The sequence below is a fragment of the Agrobacterium sp. ST15.13.013 genome (assembly GCF_027956525.1).
In the GTDB taxonomy this organism is placed as follows: domain Bacteria; phylum Pseudomonadota; class Alphaproteobacteria; order Rhizobiales; family Rhizobiaceae; genus Agrobacterium; species Agrobacterium salinitolerans.
Map to the genome: position 1 here is coordinate 26,648 of NZ_JAQKGP010000019.1, position 16,355 is coordinate 43,002.

Sequence of the window (16,355 nt, forward strand, 5' to 3'; positions counted from 1 at the left end):
GTAAAACAACGCAGTATACATTCGCGGGTTTGGGTTTCCCATCGGGTTATCGGGCGTGCAAGCGCCATGAGCAGGAAAGCAAGAAATGACGAATGTTGTGGTGGTCGGCTCGCAATGGGGCGACGAAGGCAAAGGCAAGATTGTCGACTGGCTGTCCGAGCGGGCAGATGTCGTCGTGCGGTATCAGGGCGGCCATAATGCCGGCCATACGCTTGTCATCGATGGCATCAGCTACAAGCTTTCGCTCCTGCCGTCCGGCGTCGTGCGTCCCGGCAAGCTTGCCGTCATCGGCAATGGCGTCGTGGTCGATCCGCATGCCCTGATCGCCGAAATCGGCCGTCTGGAAGCGCAGGGCGTCAAGGTCACGCCGGAAAACCTGCGCATTGCCGACAATGCCACGCTCATTCTTTCGCTGCATCGCGAACTGGACGGCATGCGCGAAGACGCCGCCTCCAACAGCGGCACCAAGATCGGCACCACACGCCGCGGCATCGGCCCGGCCTATGAAGACAAGGTCGGCCGCCGCGCCATCCGCGTCATGGATCTCGCCGACATGGAGGCGCTTTCCGCCAAGGTCGACCGCATCCTCACCCATCACAATGCGCTTCGTCGCGGTTTCGGCGCGGCTGAAGTGGCGCATGAGACGATCATGGAAGAACTGGGCTCGATTGCCGAACGCATCCTGCCGTTCAGCGAAACCGTCTGGCTGCTGCTCGACAAGAAGCGCCGCGCCGGTGCGCGCATCCTGTTCGAAGGCGCTCAAGGGTCGCTGCTCGATATCGACCATGGCACCTATCCTTACGTGACCTCTTCCAACACGGTTGCCGGTCAGGCCGCTGCCGGTTCGGGCATGGGTCCGGGTTCCCTGGGTTACATTCTCGGCATCACCAAGGCCTACACCACCCGTGTTGGCGAAGGTCCGTTCCCGACCGAGCTGAACGACGAGATCGGCCAGTTCCTGGGCGAAAAGGGTCATGAATTCGGCACCGTCACCGGCCGCAAGCGCCGCTGCGGCTGGTTCGATGCCGCACTGGTGCGCCAGTCGGTCGCCACCAACGGTATTACCGGCATCGCGCTCACCAAGCTCGATGTTCTCGACGGTCTCGACGAGCTGAAAATCTGCGTCGGTTACAAGCTGGACGGGCAGGAAATCGATCATCTTCCGGCAAGCCAGGGCGCGCAGGCGCGGGTCGAGCCGATCTACGTCACACTGGAAGGCTGGAAGGAATCTACCGTCGGTGCCCGAAAATGGGCGGATTTGCCTGCTCAGGCAATCAAATATGTCCGTCAGGTCGAGGAATTGATCGGGGCGCCTGTCGCGCTTCTGTCGACAAGTCCGGAGCGTGACGACACCATACTTGTGACTGATCCGTTTGAGGATTAATGTCCTCGGCGATCTAGATTCATAAACCATATCGGGCCGGTACGTCGCCGGTCACGACGAGAAAGTGCTTATGGCGGATTTTGTAGCAGTCATTCGCAAGGCCGTGGATGGCTTGGCGAACAATACTCCCGAAAACCGGGCGAAGGTTTACGACAAGGCGCGCAGTGCTGTTGTGCGCCAGCTCGAGAATATGAAGCCACGTCCGCCGGAAGAATTGTTGCGCCGGCAGATCGCCAAGCTGGACGCCGCAATCGCCGAGGTGGACAGCGAATATGCAGAGGCGCTTCCGGCGCTGGAGGAAGATGACGCTGTCTCTCCCGCTGCGGAAGAGACGGCGGCGTCCTATTACCAGCAGGATGCCGCCGACGAAGACGACGCCCGCGCCGCCGAGCCGGCGGAGGATGCCGACCGGGAAGAGGCGCGGCACGAGCCGGTCTACGAAGAACCGGCAGCCGCTGAACCCGCGCAATCCGAGCCGGTTTACGAAGACGCGGTCGAAGAGGAAGAGCCCCGGCACGCTGACACCGCTGCTGATGAGGAGCCGCATCACGGCGGCCGCGAGCCGGAAGAGCTTTATGATGCGCCGGAAACGGTTCATGCCGCTCACGCTCCGGCACACGGCTCCGACGAAGCCGTCGGCACCTATTTCGTCCGTACGGAAGAAGAGCCGGCTCACCAGCCGCAGGATGACTATGTGGAGCCTGAAACGGCGTCCGCCCCTGCTGATGATTCCGTTCCGTCCCATTGGGCGCAGCCGGTGGATGAGGACGACTGGCGCAAGCTCGAGGACGCGCAGGACGACGATGTGCGTCCGGCCGGAGAGGAATATGAAGAGGTTCGTAACGAGACCGACGAAGGTCCGCTCGTTGCCGGTTATGCCGCTCAGCATTACCAGGAACCGGAGGTAAGCTTCGAGCCGGCCCCTTACGACGAGCATGAGCGTCGCGAGGCGGATGACCATTTCGGCCCTGCCGCCGTGGAGCACGCGCCCGCCTTTGGTGGCCGGCACGATTTCGACGATCATCGCCAGACGGAAGAGCAGGCCCCGAAAAAGGCAGCCGTGGTCGAGGATTTTTCGTCCTATTTCCAGGATGCGGATATCGCCATTCCGCCGAAGGACGCGCCAGCGCTGCCGCGCGCCGATAACGATCTCTTCGGCGATCAGGCAGCGGCAAAGGACAATAAGGAACGCACGCCCTGGGACGATCTGGACGAGTTGATCGGTTATGACGGCGCGTCGTCCTCCACCAGTCAGGCTCCGGGCGAACCGAATGGTGTGGGCGCTGCCGCCGCGACGCCCGCTTATATGGTCAAGAAGAAGCCGCGTCGCAATTATGCGTCGGTGGTGCTTGCCCTTGCCGGCGTGGCGCTGCTAGCCGGCGGCGGTTATGCCGTGTGGATGAACCGCGATGCGCTGAACGATATGGTCGGCGGGCTGGTCAGCTCCGCACAGAACGGCGGCTCAAGCGAGACGGCTTCGAACGGGACGGGTGAGGCGCAGACCTCGACACCGCCGGCGACCCAGCAGCCGCCCGCCACGGGGCAGCAGCCGACGTCCCCGACCAACCAACAGACGCCGGCCCATGGCGATGACGGCTCCGTCACCGGCACCAAGTTCACCCAGCGGCTTCTGGCCGACGGCACAGAGCGTGACGAGGGACCTGCGCCGGGCGCGAACGGCCAGCCCGTTACCGCCGAAGGCCAGTCGGTCTATGAGCAGAATGTCGCGCCGCCGGCTGCGGGCGAGGCTCCGGCCAATAATGCCGGTGCGCCAGCCGGAACGCCTGCCGGCACGCCGGCGCAGCAGCCCGCCGCCGCCGGCGACCGCATGTTCCTTTATGAGGAAGTGCTGGGTCAGACGGTGCCGACCGCCATTCAGGGCAGCGTTTCCTGGTCGCTGCAGCAGGAAAATGACGGCGATGGCAAACCTTCGCCCACCGTGCAGGGTCAGATCAACGTTCCCGGCCGTGGCCTCAGCGCACTGATCACCTTCAAGCGCAATACCGACCCGTCGCTGCCGGCCAGCCATCTGATCGAGATCGTCTTCTCGGTATCGCCCGGCTTCGAAGGCGGCGCTATCGACAGCGTCCAGCGCATCGCGATGAAGAGCACCGAGCAGGATCGCGGCAACGCCCTGATTGCGGTTCCGGCCAAGATCACCGACGATTTCCACATGATTGCGCTCAACGATTTCCCGGATGCGATGAAGACCAATCTGGAGCTTCTGAAGAGTCGCAACTGGATCGACATTCCGGTTTCCTATCGCAATGGCCGGCGTGCGCTGCTGACCCTGCAAAAGGGCAATGACGGCATCGCCGCCTTCGACAAGGCGCTCAGCGAATGGGCGGCGGCAACGCCGGCGACCGGGCAGTGATGATCCGGGGGCTTGCCGAGAGCTGGCCCCCTCATCGCCTCGCTTACGCTCCGGCACTTCTCCCCGGCGGGGAGAAGAATTTGCGGCAACCTATCGACCTCTCAAAGCATCAGTCTGAAATCCCCTGTGGAATGAGACGGTGCCCCAGCTTCTTCTCCCCGCCGGGGAGAAGTGCCGGAGCGCAGCGAGGCGATGAGGGGGCTGCACCTACCGTCCTGAATAATGCCGGTTTCAAACAAAAAGCCCGCAGTTCTTGCGATCCGCGGGCTTTATGTCGACTAGCGTTTTAAGGAGCGCTTACGCATCCACCACGCGCAATGCACGCGCGGCTTCCAGCGCTTCCTTCTGCACCGCTTCCTGCACCTTCTCGAAGGCGCGAACCTCGATCTGGCGCACGCGTTCACGGCTGATGTCGAACTCGGAGGAGAGTTCCTCCAGCGTCACCGGGTCTTCGGCAAGGCGGCGGGCTTCGAAGATGCGGCGTTCGCGCTCGTTCAGCACGCCCATGGCTTTCGCCAGCATACGGCGGCGGGTTTCCAGCTCGTCCTGCTCGATCAGCACGTCTTCCTGGCTGTCATGATCGTCCACCAGCCAGTCCTGCCATTGGCCGGATTCGCCTTCGGAGGCCTTGATCGGCGCATTCAGCGATGCGTCGCCATGCAGGCGGCGGTTCATCGAGATGACTTCTTCTTCCGACACCTGCAGCTTGGTGGCGATTTCCTTGACGTGTTCCGGCTTCAGATCGCCATCGTCAATCGCCTGGATGCGGCCTTTCAGCCGGCGCAGGTTGAAGAACAGACGCTTCTGGTTGGCGGTCGTACCCATCTTCACCAGCGACCACGAGCGCAGGATATATTCCTGGATCGAGGCCTTGATCCACCACATGGCGTAGGTGGCCAGACGAAAGCCGCGTTCCGGATCGAACTTCTTCACCGCCTGCATCAGGCCGACATTGCCTTCGGACACGACTTCGCCGATCGGCAGGCCGTAACCGCGGTAACCCATGGCGATCTTGGCAACAAGACGCAGGTGGCTGGTGACGAGTTTGTGTGCGGCGTCGCGGTCGCCATGCTCGGCATAACGCTTGCCCAGCATGTATTCTTCCTGCGGCTCCAGCATCGGAAATTTACGGATTTCGTCGAGATATCTATTGAGGCCGGCTTCGCCGGCTGTAATCGTAGGCAAACTATTGCGGGCCATAAAGCACCCCCTTATCTATGGTCTGGAACGGCACCCTCTTTGGCATGGCAAATCACCCGCCCGAGGCACACCGTAAGCTGCGGGTCGTTACCGACCCCGCACGAACCCATGTGACAAATATGTACGCGCCCGCCGCGTTTCAAGCGAACGCTGCGTTCACACATGCGTTATATTCCAGTCACACCTTCCTTGATCTGTTTAACTTTCGAACGGTAGATTCGTTCCGAGAAGCCACCAAGGCCGGAGCGCACCATCAGTTCATACATCACCCGTCTGCGCATGGGATTGTGCAGGCGCACCACCTTCGAGCCGAGGAACTGCGTTTCGACATGGGAAAGCGCCTGTAGATCGTGATCGGCGGCGATGGCAGCAGCATAGGTGGCGTGAAATTCCCGGTGACAGACATAGGTCTTGTATTTCGTCATGCCGAAGCAGACGAGGCTATGGCCATGGGTGCGCAGAAAATCGGCGACGCCCACCGTCACTTCCGGCCAGGCGGGGTTGAAAGTGTCGTCGAAGACGATGACGCCATGCGGCGCGATCACCTCCATGGCCAGTTTCGCATCGGCCAGCACATGGTGCAGGGTGTGGCCGCCATCAATGCTGAAGAAGCGGGCGGGGCCGATGCGGGAGGTGATATCGGCGGGCGCCAGCCGGGTGCTGTCGCCCTTGATGATGAGGTTCTCGTCCATTGGAAAGTCCAGCCGGCGACCGTTTTCCATAAGGCGCTCATATTGGTCGAGGCTGCCGTCTTCCGGCGGGTCGAGATCGAACAAGTCGACGCCCAGAACCTTTTCCTGCGGCTGCGCGAATTTGCGCAGCAGGAAATAGGATCGGCCATAATAAACGCCGATTTCCGCCAGGCCGCCATGGAGGCCGCTTTTCGTCTGGGCCTGCAACAGCGCTTTGAAGACGAGCGCATCGGGCGGGTCGATATAACCTTCGACGCTGCGCAACTCCTGAAATATAAACCGGCGGTCTTCGATATTCATGCGATAGATCCCGTCATCATGCCGGTTCCGTTCGGGGCGGATCGAACGAATGGCGTCTCTGCGCTTTATTTGGCAGGCTTGAAATCGTCACAGTTTAATGGCCGCGATTTCAGGCTTTGCGGGGCCGAGGAGGTGTGACGATTGAAGCGAAATTGGGGCGGTCTATAAAAAGGACCGACTGCGGAATATCGCTATCCGCTAATCTTTTTTTATTATCCGGGGCTTCCGGCGAAATGCATGGCGCGGTTTTTTGACGGCGCCATGCAGGTTTTCAGCCACGCAATGCGGCGGTCAGCGCTTCCATGTCGTCGGGCAGGTCGGTTTCGAACTCCATCACCTCGCCGGTGCGCGGATGTTCGAAAGCGAGCAGATAGGCATGCAGAGCCTGGCGCGGAAAGCCGCGGACGGTGCTTTTGGCCGGTTCTTCGAGAAGGTTCGCCTTGGTGCGGAAGGCCGCGCCATATTCGGGATCGCCGATCAGCGGATGGCCGATATGGGCCATGTGCACGCGGATCTGGTGGGTGCGGCCGGTTTCCAGCCGGCATTCCACCATGGAGGCGAGGCAGGTGGCGTCCGGCCGCTCATGGTAACGCTCCATCACCTCGTAATGGGTGATCGCCTCGCGGGCATCGTCGGCATCCTCGTGTTTGACGGCGCGTTTGGTGCGGTCGGCGCTGCGGCCGAGTGCTGCGTCGATGGTGCCGCGCAGGGTTCGCGGGCGGCCCCAGACGACGGCCTTGTAGGCGCGCTCCAGCGGCCCGGTGCGGCCATGATCGGCAAATTGCGCGGCGAGATGCCGGTGGGCATTGTCGTTCTTCGCCACGACCATGACACCGGAGGTTTCCTTGTCCAGCCGGTGCACGATGCCCGGGCGCTTGACGCCGCCAATGCCGGAGAGGCTGTCGCCGCAATGGTGGATGAGGGCGTTGACCAGCGTGCCGGTCCAGTTGCCTGCGCCCGGATGCACGACGAGACCGGCCGGTTTGACCAGCACGATCAGGTCTTCATCCTCATATTCCACGTCGAGCGGAATGTCCTCGCCCTTGGGTTCCGGGTCTTCCGGCTCGGGCATGATGATTTCGATACGGTCGCCGGGATGCACCTTCTTCTTCGGCTCCGTCACCGGATTGCCGTTGAGGGAAACCGCGCCCTGTTCGATCAGCGCCTTCAGGCGGCTGCGGGAGAAGTCGCCGCCCACCTCGCCTGCCAGCCACGAATCGAGGCGGCCTTCGGCATCTTCCCCGGCAATCAGGACTTTCCTTGCGTCTCCGCCTTGTTTAAAGGGGTCGTTCATTCTTATTTTTCCGATCCATCAGCATTTCAGGGAACCCGATGACGCAGATCGAGCAAGACGAACAGGAAGACAAGCCGCTTGATCCGGCCATGGAAAAAGTTCGCCGCAAGATGATCCGTTTGCAGATCGTGTCGGGCTCCGTGATGTTTATCAGCCTTATGGCCGTCTTCGGTGCGGTTGTCTACAAGGCGATGGGGCCGTCGAAGGCGGTTCAGACACAGGCGGAAGCGCCGAACCTTGCCGTTCCCACCGGCAATGGCCCGATGGCGGTCACCGCCAGCCTGCCGCAGGGCTTCACGATCGACAATGTCAGCTATTCCGGCGGCGACATGCTGTTTTATGGCCGGCTTTCCAATGGCACCCGCAAGGCGCTGGTCTTCAATGTTGCGACCGGCCGGTTCCTCGCCGATGTGACGGTCGATGGCCAGTGAGGCCAATAACCTGCTGGAGGGGCGACCGCTGATCCCGGTCGAGGATCCCGCCGATCCGCGCATCGCCGCGTTTCGCGATATTCGCGAGCGTGATCTCACCGGCCGTCAAGGTCGGTTCATTGCGGAAGGCACGGTGGTGCTGCGCATGCTGGCCGCCGCCCATAAAGCGGGCGGTGCCTTTGCAGCCGAGAGCATCCTGATCCTGCGCAACCGCCTTTCCGGCGTTGTTGATATCCTTGCGGATTTCCCGCCGGATGTGCCGGTTTATGTGGCGGAAGCGCCGGTGCTGGACGGCATCGTCGGTTTTCACCTGCATCGCGGCATTCTGGCGCTCGGGCGGCGGGTTCAGGATCGCGGACTGGAAGAAATGACGGCGGCACTTCCCGCATCTTCCCTGGTGCTTGTCGGCTGCGGCATTTCCAACCACGATAATCTCGGCGCGATGTTCCGCAATGCGGCGGCCTTTTACGCCGATGCGGTGCTGCTGGACGAGACGTGTTGCGACCCGCTTTATCGCAAGGCGCTCAGGGTTTCCGTGGGCTCGGTGCTGTCGGTTCCCTATCATCGCGGTGGCGGGGCGGTGGACATGCTGGAGCGGCTTTCCGAGGCGGGGTTTGCTATCTGGAGCCTGTCTCCGAATGGCGAGACGGAGATACGCGATATTCCCCGATCACAGCGCATGGCGCTGGTGATCGGCACAGAAGGCGAGGGGTTGCCGCAATCGGTGCTCTCGCGGTTTCATACCGCGCGGATTGCGCAGTCGCCGCAGCTGGATAGCCTGAATGCGGGGACGGCTTCGGGGCTGGCGCTTTATCAGATGGCGGGGGTGATGGGGCGGGTGTAGATCAGAGCCGCTTTAGCACTTCGGCGTATGCGGCTCACCCCCCTCTGTCCTGCCGGACATCTCCCCCTCAAGGGGGGAGATCGACTCGTGGTGAGGCCTCGCCCCTCTCAACGTTTGCGAATGAAGCGGTGGTCGCGCCTCCTGCCGATCTCCCCCCTTGAGGGGGAGATGCCCGGCAGGGCAGAGGGGGGTGAGCCGCACACTCAACGTTGAGGTAAACCAGACCCTCGGCGAACCTAGCGTTCCCGCTTCTCCATCACCACCTTCGCCCGCGTCGCAAGGCTCTCCCGCCCTGACGAACCGGAGGCCTTGGCCAGCAACCCCGGAATAGGCGAGGCCTCACCCTCCTGCGCGGCGGTGAGCGCGATCATCTCGGCGGCGATCCTTGCGATTTCGCGGCGGATGGGTTCGTCATTGCCGACGCCGCGCACATTCAGCAGGCGTTCGGTGAGCGCGGCGCCCTGATTACGGATATCCTCGATTTCCTGCTCCAGGCCTTGCGACGCCGCTGGCTCGGTCGATACCGGGGGGGCTGGTTCCTCTGCGGCGGCAGCCGGTATCGCCTCTTCGGCGGCGGATGCGGGTTCAAGCGCGGCGGCTGGGGCAGGGGCCGTCGGTTGCGATGGGCTGACCGTTTTGTCGTCCGAGACGGCGGGGTTCGGCAGACGGATGATCATGTCGTTGCTGCGGCCGCCGGTTGCCGCAAGCTGTTCCTTAAGCCGGGCGACTTCCTGGTTGCGCAGTGTCAGCAGCGTGTCGAGATCGGCGTTTTTCGCCATGACAGCCGCGACCTGCTCCTCGAGCCGTGTGACCTTGCGGCTTTCGCGCGCAACCGCCGTCATCGCCTCCTTGTTGCGGGCCGCCACATCCTGCAATTCGCGGGTGGCGGTCTCGCCCTCCTTGCGGAAACGCGTGGCGCTCTGCTTGGCCTGTTCGGCTTCCAGATCGCGGGTGGCGGCGAGGATTTTCGAATCATCCAGCTCGCGCGTCAGATGGGTGAGGCGGGCGGTGAGATCGGACATCTGGCCGGCGCGCTCGTTGGCGGCCTGCTCCTGTTTCGCGAGGTTCGCCTGTAGGGCGCCGGCGTGTTCTTCGGCGGCATCGAGGGCCGCGCGCAGTTCGCCGATTTCCAGCGTCAGCTCCTCGATTTTCAGGGAGAAACCGCGGTTCTGCTCGCCAAGGCGGTAGGCATCGCTGGAGGCGGCCTCGTTGGCGAGGCGCAGGGAGGTGTTTTTTTCCCGTTCCGTATCCAGCTCCTGGCGGATCTTGGCGTTCTCTGCGGCGTAAAGCGCACGCGCCATGTCCTTCTGGGCGCGAACTTCTTGCGGGCTGATGGGCATCGTCGCGCGTATGCGATTTTCCGTATAGGCGACGATGCGGCGGTGGATCGCGGGTGCGATCAACAGGGCCAGCAGGGTTGCGGTGAGAAAACCCAATCCGAAAAGAATGGCATATTCGATCACGCGGGACAGTCTCCGAAACTCAGATACGCGCGCATTCGGAAAGAGGGCGCGAAAGCACGTTACGCTATTATTGCAACCGTGGGGAGGGGTTTCCCCTAGGCAGTTAGCGGGCGGGACGTTGCCACTTGCTTCTTCTCCCCGAGGGGGAGAAGTCCGCGGCAGCGGGATGAGGGGGCAAGGGTTATGAGATACGGCAACGTCGCCCCCTCATCCGGCCCTTCGGGCCACCTTCTCCCCGGCGGGGAGAAGAAACCTGCCGCAATGCCTCATCCTGTAGACCACCGTTAGCTCCACTCAGACCTCGGCGAATCAGAAGGGGTTCCAGGTCGGCTGCTGGGTGAGCTTCAGGTAACCGACATTGATGCCGAGGCGCGCGCCGATGCCGGTGCGGATGGGGGCAAGCGTCACGTCGCTGCTCTTCAGATAGGTCATGCCGACGCCGGCGACGATGAAAGCGGAGCCGCTCACACCACCGTAACGGCGGTAAAGCGCATCGACCGAAGGCAGGTTGTAGACCAGCATCATGGCGCGGGTTCCCTGGCCGCCGTAATCGAGGCCGAGGGAGGGGCCCTGCCAGAAGACGGGGTGCTGGCCGGCGTTCTTGGTGTAAAGCGTACCTTCGCCATAGGTGAGGCCCGCTACGAAGGCGCCGGAGCCTTCCTGGCCGAGAATGTAACCGTTCGGAAGACCGTATTGCTGGAAGGCGCGCTCCACCACCTTGGCAAGGCCGCCGGTGGTTTCACCGAAGAATCCGTGGCCCGCATCAATGACTTCCTGGAAAGAATATTGATCGCTGTTCTGGGCTGCGGCCGGTGCGGCCCATATCAGGAGGCTCGCAAGGAGCGCGACAATCTTTCCCAGTTCCAGGCGTGCAATGGTGCGGGTTTTCGTAAGGCGCATCGTCATGTCCGTCCGTCTGTTTCGTTAGCGCACCAGCCCGAAATCCGAATCGGTTTTCTTGAGGACTGGCGTGCAGAAAAAATTCTACAGCATATTTCGCGCATCCTTGCGGATACACATGGCTCCAGTGTGGCCTGTTAAGCCATTTGGCATTTTGAAACCATCCTATTAACAATCGGTTTACCAAATATGGTGTCATTATGGCTTAACAATTTCCACACCGTCCGCGCCTCCCTTGCGCAGGAGAGAATTTTATGACCAGCAAACTCAATATCACGCTGTCCGGTCCCGATCTGGCGGCTCTTCTGTGCAGCCGTGTGTGCCATGATGTGATTTCTCCTGTCGGCGCCATCAATAACGGCCTCGAGCTTCTGGACGAGGGCGGCACGGATGACGATGCGCTCGATCTCATCCGCACGTCAGCCCTTAACGCATCCGTGCGGCTGAAGTTCGCCCGCCTTGCTTTCGGCGCTTCCGGCTCCGCTGGCGCCTCCATCGACACCGGTGAGGCCGAAAAAGCCGCCCAGGATTTCGCTGCCGCCGAAAAGAAGGCGGAAGTGAGCTGGAACGGCCCGCGCGCCATCGTTGCGAAGAATCGTGTCAAACTTCTGCTCAACCTCTTCCTCGTCGCTTACGGCTCCATTCCGCGCGGCGGCAATGTGGACGTGCTGCTGGAAAACCCCGACGGCGACGCCAGGTTCGAAATCACCGTCAAGGGCCGGATGATGCGGGTGCCGGCCAAGTTCGTGGAAATTTACGAGGGCAGGCTGGAAGAGGCGGTCGACGCCCATTCCGTGCAGCCCTACTACACGCTGCTTCTGGCCGAGGAGGCCAATATGGCGGTGGAATACAAGGTGCATGACGACCGCATCGTGTTTACCGCCAAGACGATTACGGCGTGATCGTTTCAATGCGACAAGGATGCCACCAGGGTTGGGTGCGGCTTTAGCCTGCGCCCGGCCTTTTTCTTTTCCGAGGAGAAGGTCTCATGATCCGTGTCGAAACCGCGCGTCTTGTGCTGCGGCCTCACGCCATTGAGGACGAAGCACTTTATTGCTCCTTCTGGGGCGCGGATGTTCGTCCGATACCAGGGGTGAGCTCAATCGCGCCGCTCGATCCCGAACTCGCCTTTGCGCGGCTCCTGCGCTTCATCGGTCACTGGTCCGTCTTCGGCTTCGGCCCCTTCGTGGTTGAGGAGGCCGCCACGGGACGAATCGTCGGCGAGGTCGGTCTTGCCCATATGCGCCGTGGACATGGCGCGGATTTCGACACCGCTCCGGAGGCCATGTGGAAGATCGACAGGGATTTGACAGGCAAAGGCGCGGCCAGCGAGGCCGTACAAGCCGCGCTCGGCTGGTTTGACGCCGCGGGCATATCGAGCCGTGTCGTCTGCATGATCGATCCGCTGAATACGCCCTCTCTCGCAATCGCCGCCCGCTTCGGCTTCCGTCCTTTCCGGGAGACGACGTTCCGGAAAAGCCCGGTGCGGCTTTTCGAAAGACTTATGGGAACATAAATCTGCGGGGGCAGGGGCCAAGGAATAAAAGGGTTGACGGATGGTAAGGCGGCATACTATATGCCGGCTTATGATGCTGGAAAAGAAATATGAAGCGCTGTTGGCGCGCACATTGCAATCGGGCGTTTCTGAACCGGGAAGGCCCCTAACAAACGAAATCACCGCAGAGCCCGGCGGGATCAGGCTTTGTTTCGAGCTTCTGTCGCTTGCTGCGGCTATTGACCGGGATTGCGCCGCGCGGCTCTCGCCGCACCGTCTGTCGGAAGGGAAATTTCTGCTTCTTGTACTCTTGCGAGACAGGGCGGAGGGCCTTTCGCCGCATGAACTTGCCGACGCTTCCGGCGTCACGCGCGCCACCATTACCGGCCTGCTTGACGGGCTGGAGAAGGATGGGTTCGTGACGCGCCGACCCGCTTATGACGACCGCCGCAAGCTTCTGGTCTCCCTGACTGTCAGCGGCAAGACGTTGGTGGAGACATTGTTTGTTGAACATGCCGAATGGATATCCTCGCTGCTTTCCGGTCTCGACCAAAGCGAGCGCTGTTTGTTGAGCAAGCTTCTTGTGAAGGTGCGGACAAAGACGGGCGCGGCCACTGTTTCGGCCCGCCTTCCCGACAATTGATTCCAAATATGGAGACTGATGACATGTCTTATTTTCTCGCTGAACTTTATTCGGCCAAACCAAGCTGGAAGGCCTTGAGCGGCGAGGCGCGGGCAGCTTTTTTTGCCCGGATCGGCGCGGGCATGAGCGCGCTTTCTCAGGCGGGTATCGAAGTGATCACAACGGGCGCGGTCAATACCTCGCTGGGCCACGCGTCCCCCCATGAATTCTTTGCGCTGTGGCGCTGCCGTGACCGGCAGGCCCTTTCTCTTCTGGTGGAGGCAATCGCTGACAGCGGATGGCATGACTATTTCGACACGGTGAATGCGGGCGGGGAGGGTGCCGGCATGGCAAGCCATCTCCAGCAGCTTGCAGCGGTCTGATCCGCCGCCTGATCGAGGCGGCCGCCGTGGCGGTCTCGATCGCGATCGAGAACGACTGTGAACACGTTCGAGGTCTGCTAAGCGTTGCCATATGTTTCGGGACGCGTCGTGACCGGGATGATCCTGAGGTGTTCCTCTTTCAAACGGCGTTTGCCGGATGGTGCCGATAAACGAGGTCTTCGGGATCTGAACGGGGCGCTTTCGGATCGAGCATGCCGCCGATTCGCTCGGCAACGGCTGCAGATTTCCGATTCTGCGGCGAGACGTAGCTGACAAGCGAAGGCAGGTTCAGGGTCTTGAAGGCCCAGTCGCGCAGCGCCGAGGCGGCCTCCGCCGCATAGCCGTATCCTTCATGGCCTTCGTAAAGCAGCCAGCCCAGTTCCTTTTCCGGAAACAGCGGACCGTGATTGATGCCGACCTGGCCGACACATTGTCCCGTTGCGTCAAGCTCGATCATTAGTGCGCCATGGCCGAAAAAGTACCAGTTGGCCTGATCGTGGCAGAACACACCCCATGTCGAGGGCAGGTCGTAAGGCCCGCCCACACCGATAGAGCGCAATGACATCATGAAATCCCGATAGGCCGGAAAGTCTGTGATCATCAGCGGGCGCAGCGTCAGGCGTTCGGTCCTGAGGGTGGGGATAGGGTGGTTCATGTGCCATCATCCTTTTGCGGCGCATAGCCAAGCTCTTCTTCCCTCATTCCTGTACAAGCACAGGAAAGAGGGCGTATCCATGCGCCGGAATATGATCGTGTGTCGTAATATGCCAATGACACCGTTACCTGCGACCTTCAAATCACAACAAAAAACCCGCCGTTTCCAGCGGGTCTTTTAAAAACTGTCCTGTCCCGGAATGGATCAGGCGGTTTCGAGGAATTCCGTCGCGCCATCTGGCTCGCGCAGAACATAGCCGCGGCCCCAGACGGTTTCGATGTAGTTTGCGCCGCCGGCGGCGTTTGCGAGCTTCTTGCGCAGCTTGCAGATGAAGACGTCGATGATCTTCAGTTCCGGCTCGTCCATGCCGCCATAAAGGTGGTTCAGGAACATTTCCTTGGTCAGCGTCGTGCCCTTGCGCAGCGAAAGCAGCTCGAGCATCTGATATTCCTTGCCGGTCAGGTGAACGCGCTGGCCACCCACTTCAACCGTCTTGGCATCGAGATTGACGATGAGTTCGCCGGTGGAGATGACCGACTGCGCATGGCCCTTGGAACGGCGGACGATGGCGTGAATGCGGGCAACAAGCTCATCCTTGTGGAACGGCTTCGTCATGTAGTCGTCTGCGCCGAAGCCCAAGCCCCGAACCTTGTCCTCGATGCCGGCCATGCCGGACAGGATGAGGATCGGCGTCTTGACCTTGGAGAGGCGAAGCGTTCTCAGAACCTCGTAACCCGACATGTCAGGCAGGTTGAGGTCGAGAAGAATAATGTCGTAGTCGTAGAGCTTGCCCAGATCCACGCCTTCCTCACCGAGGTCGGTCGTGTAAACGTTAAAGCTTTCCGACTTAAGCATCAGTTCAATGCTCTGCGCTGTCGCGCTGTCGTCTTCAATAAGTAGAACCCGCATAATTATCCCCTTTGCCGCCCGCGAACCGGTAAATCATTGCCTCGCGCGATGCGGATCCAGACGTTGCCTGATTTGCAGGCTGCCACCAAATGGTTAACAAATTCTAATTGCCTTTGGCAAGGTGTATCGAATTTATTAAGCAAACAAGGCATTTTGCTGTTTTTGCACGTGAATCCACCATCGCCAAAATTGAAGCTTAACGTGAGGAAATCCCGTTAAGTGATTCAATCGACTCTTACATCGTCGGGTCCATTTTTTTGGACCTGGCATTTACCGACCCTTAAATGATCGTGTTTATCATTAACGATGCCCGTAAACGAAAGGTTAACGGCGGTGGTTTTTTATTAACGCCGGGTAACTTTTGGGAATCATTCCGGGACAGGGGGCAACCCTTGCGGAAAAACGGGCGGGTTAAACGGGCCGATCAGGGTGGCATAGTGCCTTTTTGATCCGGGTCTCGCTATCCATGGAGTATTGCGTATGAAGTCGCGTGACAGCCTGGTTCGCCTGAAGGAATTTCAGGTCAATGAAAAACGCCGGCAGCTTAACCAGCTGCAGCAGATGATGTCCGAGTTCGAGCGGATGGCAAAGGAACTGGTGCATCAGATATCTCTGGAAGAAAGCAAGTCGGGCATTACCGATCCGACGCATTTCGCCTATCCGACCTTCGCCAAGGCCGCGCGCCAGCGGGCGGATAATCTTCAGGTCTCGATCCGTGAGCTGAAGGCACAACAGGAAGCCGCCGAAGCTTCGCTGGAAGAGGTGCAGGCCGAATATGAAAAGGCCGCTGCCCTCGAAAACCGCGACGGAGCCATCCGCGCCCGCGCCTGACCTATAGGCGCAGGAGGTTACGAGGATCGTCCTCATTGACGGCTGCCGGTGGATCAGGAGGCGGCTTTCAATGACGGGACGCCATGCATTTTTTCGAAAGGCCGCTCGTTCAGGGCGGCCTTTTGTTTTGCCGCGTCGCCGGTGTTTTCCGCCGGGATGGTCGGGCCTGATTTCGATTGTCCGGACCTGGGGAAAGGCGTATTTTACGGAGGTTCCGACCGTGAGCCGGAGGCTTTTACGCGCACGCGCCCCGTGCGGGTGCGGGCGGCACTTGCAGGGAGGAAAAAATGGCCCGCCAATATATAGATTGCCGCGAATTCCCCAGTGACAGCAGATGCACCGTTGCCATCTCCGCCGATTCTCCGGAGGAGCTTATGGAAGCAGCCGTGCAACATGCCGTGGCTGTGCATGGCGCAAAGGATACGCCTGAATTTCGCGAGGAAGTCCGTCACAGCATGCATGCGGGAACACCGCCGCTGAAGGTGGCGTGACGTCCTTTTATGAATAACGCGATATCTGGAACGGTTGTTGAGGGATCAGGTGTGAACCGCTTGTTTCTTCTCCCCGCCGGGGAGAAG

General features: G+C 60.8%; 17 protein-coding genes. 10 read left to right on the plus strand and 7 right to left on the minus strand.

The genetic code is table 11. The annotated features are described in order from the left end of the window. The first annotated feature begins 85 nt into the window (after window positions 1-85). Together PL597_RS18495 and PL597_RS18500 are read left to right on the plus strand one after the other, a co-directional pair. Entirely contained in the window at window positions 86-1,384 is a 1,299-nt protein-coding gene (locus tag PL597_RS18495; RefSeq protein WP_077981405.1) for an adenylosuccinate synthase, read from the plus strand. 70 nt (window positions 1,385-1,454) lie between these two features. Then, entirely contained in the window at window positions 1,455-3,758 is a 2,304-nt protein-coding gene (locus tag PL597_RS18500; RefSeq protein ID WP_271365922.1) for a hypothetical protein, read from the plus strand. A 297-nt stretch (window positions 3,759-4,055) separates the two neighbouring features. Here the strand turns inward: PL597_RS18500 and rpoH are convergent, their stop codons facing one another. The 3 genes from rpoH to PL597_RS18515 form a co-directional block, all read right to left on the minus strand. Continuing rightward, window positions 4,056-4,958, minus strand: coding sequence for an RNA polymerase sigma factor RpoH (rpoH, locus tag PL597_RS18505; RefSeq protein WP_080789876.1), 903 nt, complete (start codon window positions 4,956-4,958; stop codon window positions 4,056-4,058). A gap of 167 nt (window positions 4,959-5,125) precedes the next feature. Next, window positions 5,126-5,950, minus strand: a complete 825-nt coding sequence (locus tag PL597_RS18510) for a class I SAM-dependent methyltransferase (RefSeq protein ID WP_077981407.1) — start codon at window positions 5,948-5,950, stop codon at window positions 5,126-5,128. 271 nt (window positions 5,951-6,221) lie between these two features. Next, complete coding sequence (locus tag PL597_RS18515; protein WP_269824500.1) at window positions 6,222-7,244, minus strand: RluA family pseudouridine synthase; 1,023 nt, start codon at window positions 7,242-7,244, stop codon at window positions 6,222-6,224. Window positions 7,245-7,282: 38 nt separating this feature from the next. On the opposite strand from PL597_RS18515, the gene PL597_RS18520 reads away from it, so the two are divergent. After that, complete coding sequence (locus PL597_RS18520) at window positions 7,283-7,675, plus strand: hypothetical protein (protein WP_137410868.1); 393 nt, start codon at window positions 7,283-7,285, stop codon at window positions 7,673-7,675. After that, on the plus strand, window positions 7,665-8,519 hold the full coding sequence (locus PL597_RS18525; RefSeq protein WP_271365923.1) for a TrmH family RNA methyltransferase: 855 nt from the start codon (window positions 7,665-7,667) through the stop codon (window positions 8,517-8,519). The genes PL597_RS18520 and PL597_RS18525 overlap by 11 nt, the downstream gene beginning before the upstream one ends. 236 nt (window positions 8,520-8,755) lie before the next feature. On the opposite strand, the gene PL597_RS18530 is transcribed toward PL597_RS18525, so the two are convergent. Together PL597_RS18530 and PL597_RS18535 are read right to left on the minus strand one after the other, a co-directional pair. Next, entirely contained in the window at window positions 8,756-9,982 is a 1,227-nt protein-coding gene (locus PL597_RS18530; RefSeq protein ID WP_271365924.1) for a hypothetical protein, read from the minus strand. Window positions 9,983-10,291: 309 nt separating this feature from the next. Next, window positions 10,292-10,888 carry a DUF1134 domain-containing protein gene (locus tag PL597_RS18535; protein ID WP_271365925.1) on the minus strand — a complete coding sequence of 199 codons (597 nt, stop codon included), beginning with the start codon at window positions 10,886-10,888 and terminating at the stop codon, window positions 10,292-10,294. 248 nt (window positions 10,889-11,136) lie between these two features. On the opposite strand from PL597_RS18535, the gene chpT reads away from it, so the two are divergent. The 4 genes from chpT to PL597_RS18555 all read left to right on the plus strand — a co-directional run bounded on the left by chpT (window position 11,137) and on the right by PL597_RS18555 (window position 13,382). Then, window positions 11,137-11,784: a histidine phosphotransferase ChpT gene (chpT, locus tag PL597_RS18540; protein ID WP_077981411.1), complete on the plus strand. Its 648-nt coding sequence runs from the start codon at window positions 11,137-11,139 to the stop codon at window positions 11,782-11,784. Between the two features lie 86 nt (window positions 11,785-11,870). Next, window positions 11,871-12,398: a GNAT family N-acetyltransferase gene (locus PL597_RS18545; protein ID WP_137410865.1), complete on the plus strand. Its 528-nt coding sequence runs from the start codon at window positions 11,871-11,873 to the stop codon at window positions 12,396-12,398. Window positions 12,399-12,471: 73 nt separating this feature from the next. Next, the gene (locus tag PL597_RS18550; RefSeq protein ID WP_137410864.1) at window positions 12,472-13,020 is read left to right on the plus strand and encodes a MarR family winged helix-turn-helix transcriptional regulator; all 549 of its coding nucleotides are present in this window, start codon (window positions 12,472-12,474) and stop codon (window positions 13,018-13,020) included. A gap of 23 nt (window positions 13,021-13,043) precedes the next feature. Beyond that, entirely contained in the window at window positions 13,044-13,382 is a 339-nt protein-coding gene (locus PL597_RS18555) for a DUF6616 family protein (protein ID WP_271365927.1), read from the plus strand. Between the two features lie 139 nt (window positions 13,383-13,521). On the opposite strand, the gene PL597_RS18560 is transcribed toward PL597_RS18555, so the two are convergent. Together PL597_RS18560 and ctrA are read right to left on the minus strand one after the other, a co-directional pair. Then, on the minus strand, window positions 13,522-14,037 hold the full coding sequence (locus PL597_RS18560; RefSeq protein ID WP_173990064.1) for a GNAT family N-acetyltransferase: 516 nt from the start codon (window positions 14,035-14,037) through the stop codon (window positions 13,522-13,524). A 204-nt stretch (window positions 14,038-14,241) separates the two neighbouring features. Continuing rightward, window positions 14,242-14,946, minus strand: a complete 705-nt coding sequence (gene ctrA / locus PL597_RS18565; RefSeq protein WP_003491823.1) for a response regulator transcription factor CtrA — start codon at window positions 14,944-14,946, stop codon at window positions 14,242-14,244. A gap of 480 nt (window positions 14,947-15,426) precedes the next feature. Here ctrA and PL597_RS18570 point away from each other — a divergent pair, with 480 nt between their 5' ends. Together PL597_RS18570 and PL597_RS18575 are read left to right on the plus strand one after the other, a co-directional pair. Beyond that, complete coding sequence (locus PL597_RS18570) at window positions 15,427-15,777, plus strand: flagellar export protein FliJ (protein WP_003491821.1); 351 nt, start codon at window positions 15,427-15,429, stop codon at window positions 15,775-15,777. 287 nt (window positions 15,778-16,064) lie between these two features. Next, on the plus strand, window positions 16,065-16,268 hold the full coding sequence (locus PL597_RS18575; RefSeq protein ID WP_077981414.1) for a DUF1059 domain-containing protein: 204 nt from the start codon (window positions 16,065-16,067) through the stop codon (window positions 16,266-16,268). Window positions 16,269-16,355 lie beyond the last annotated feature (87 nt).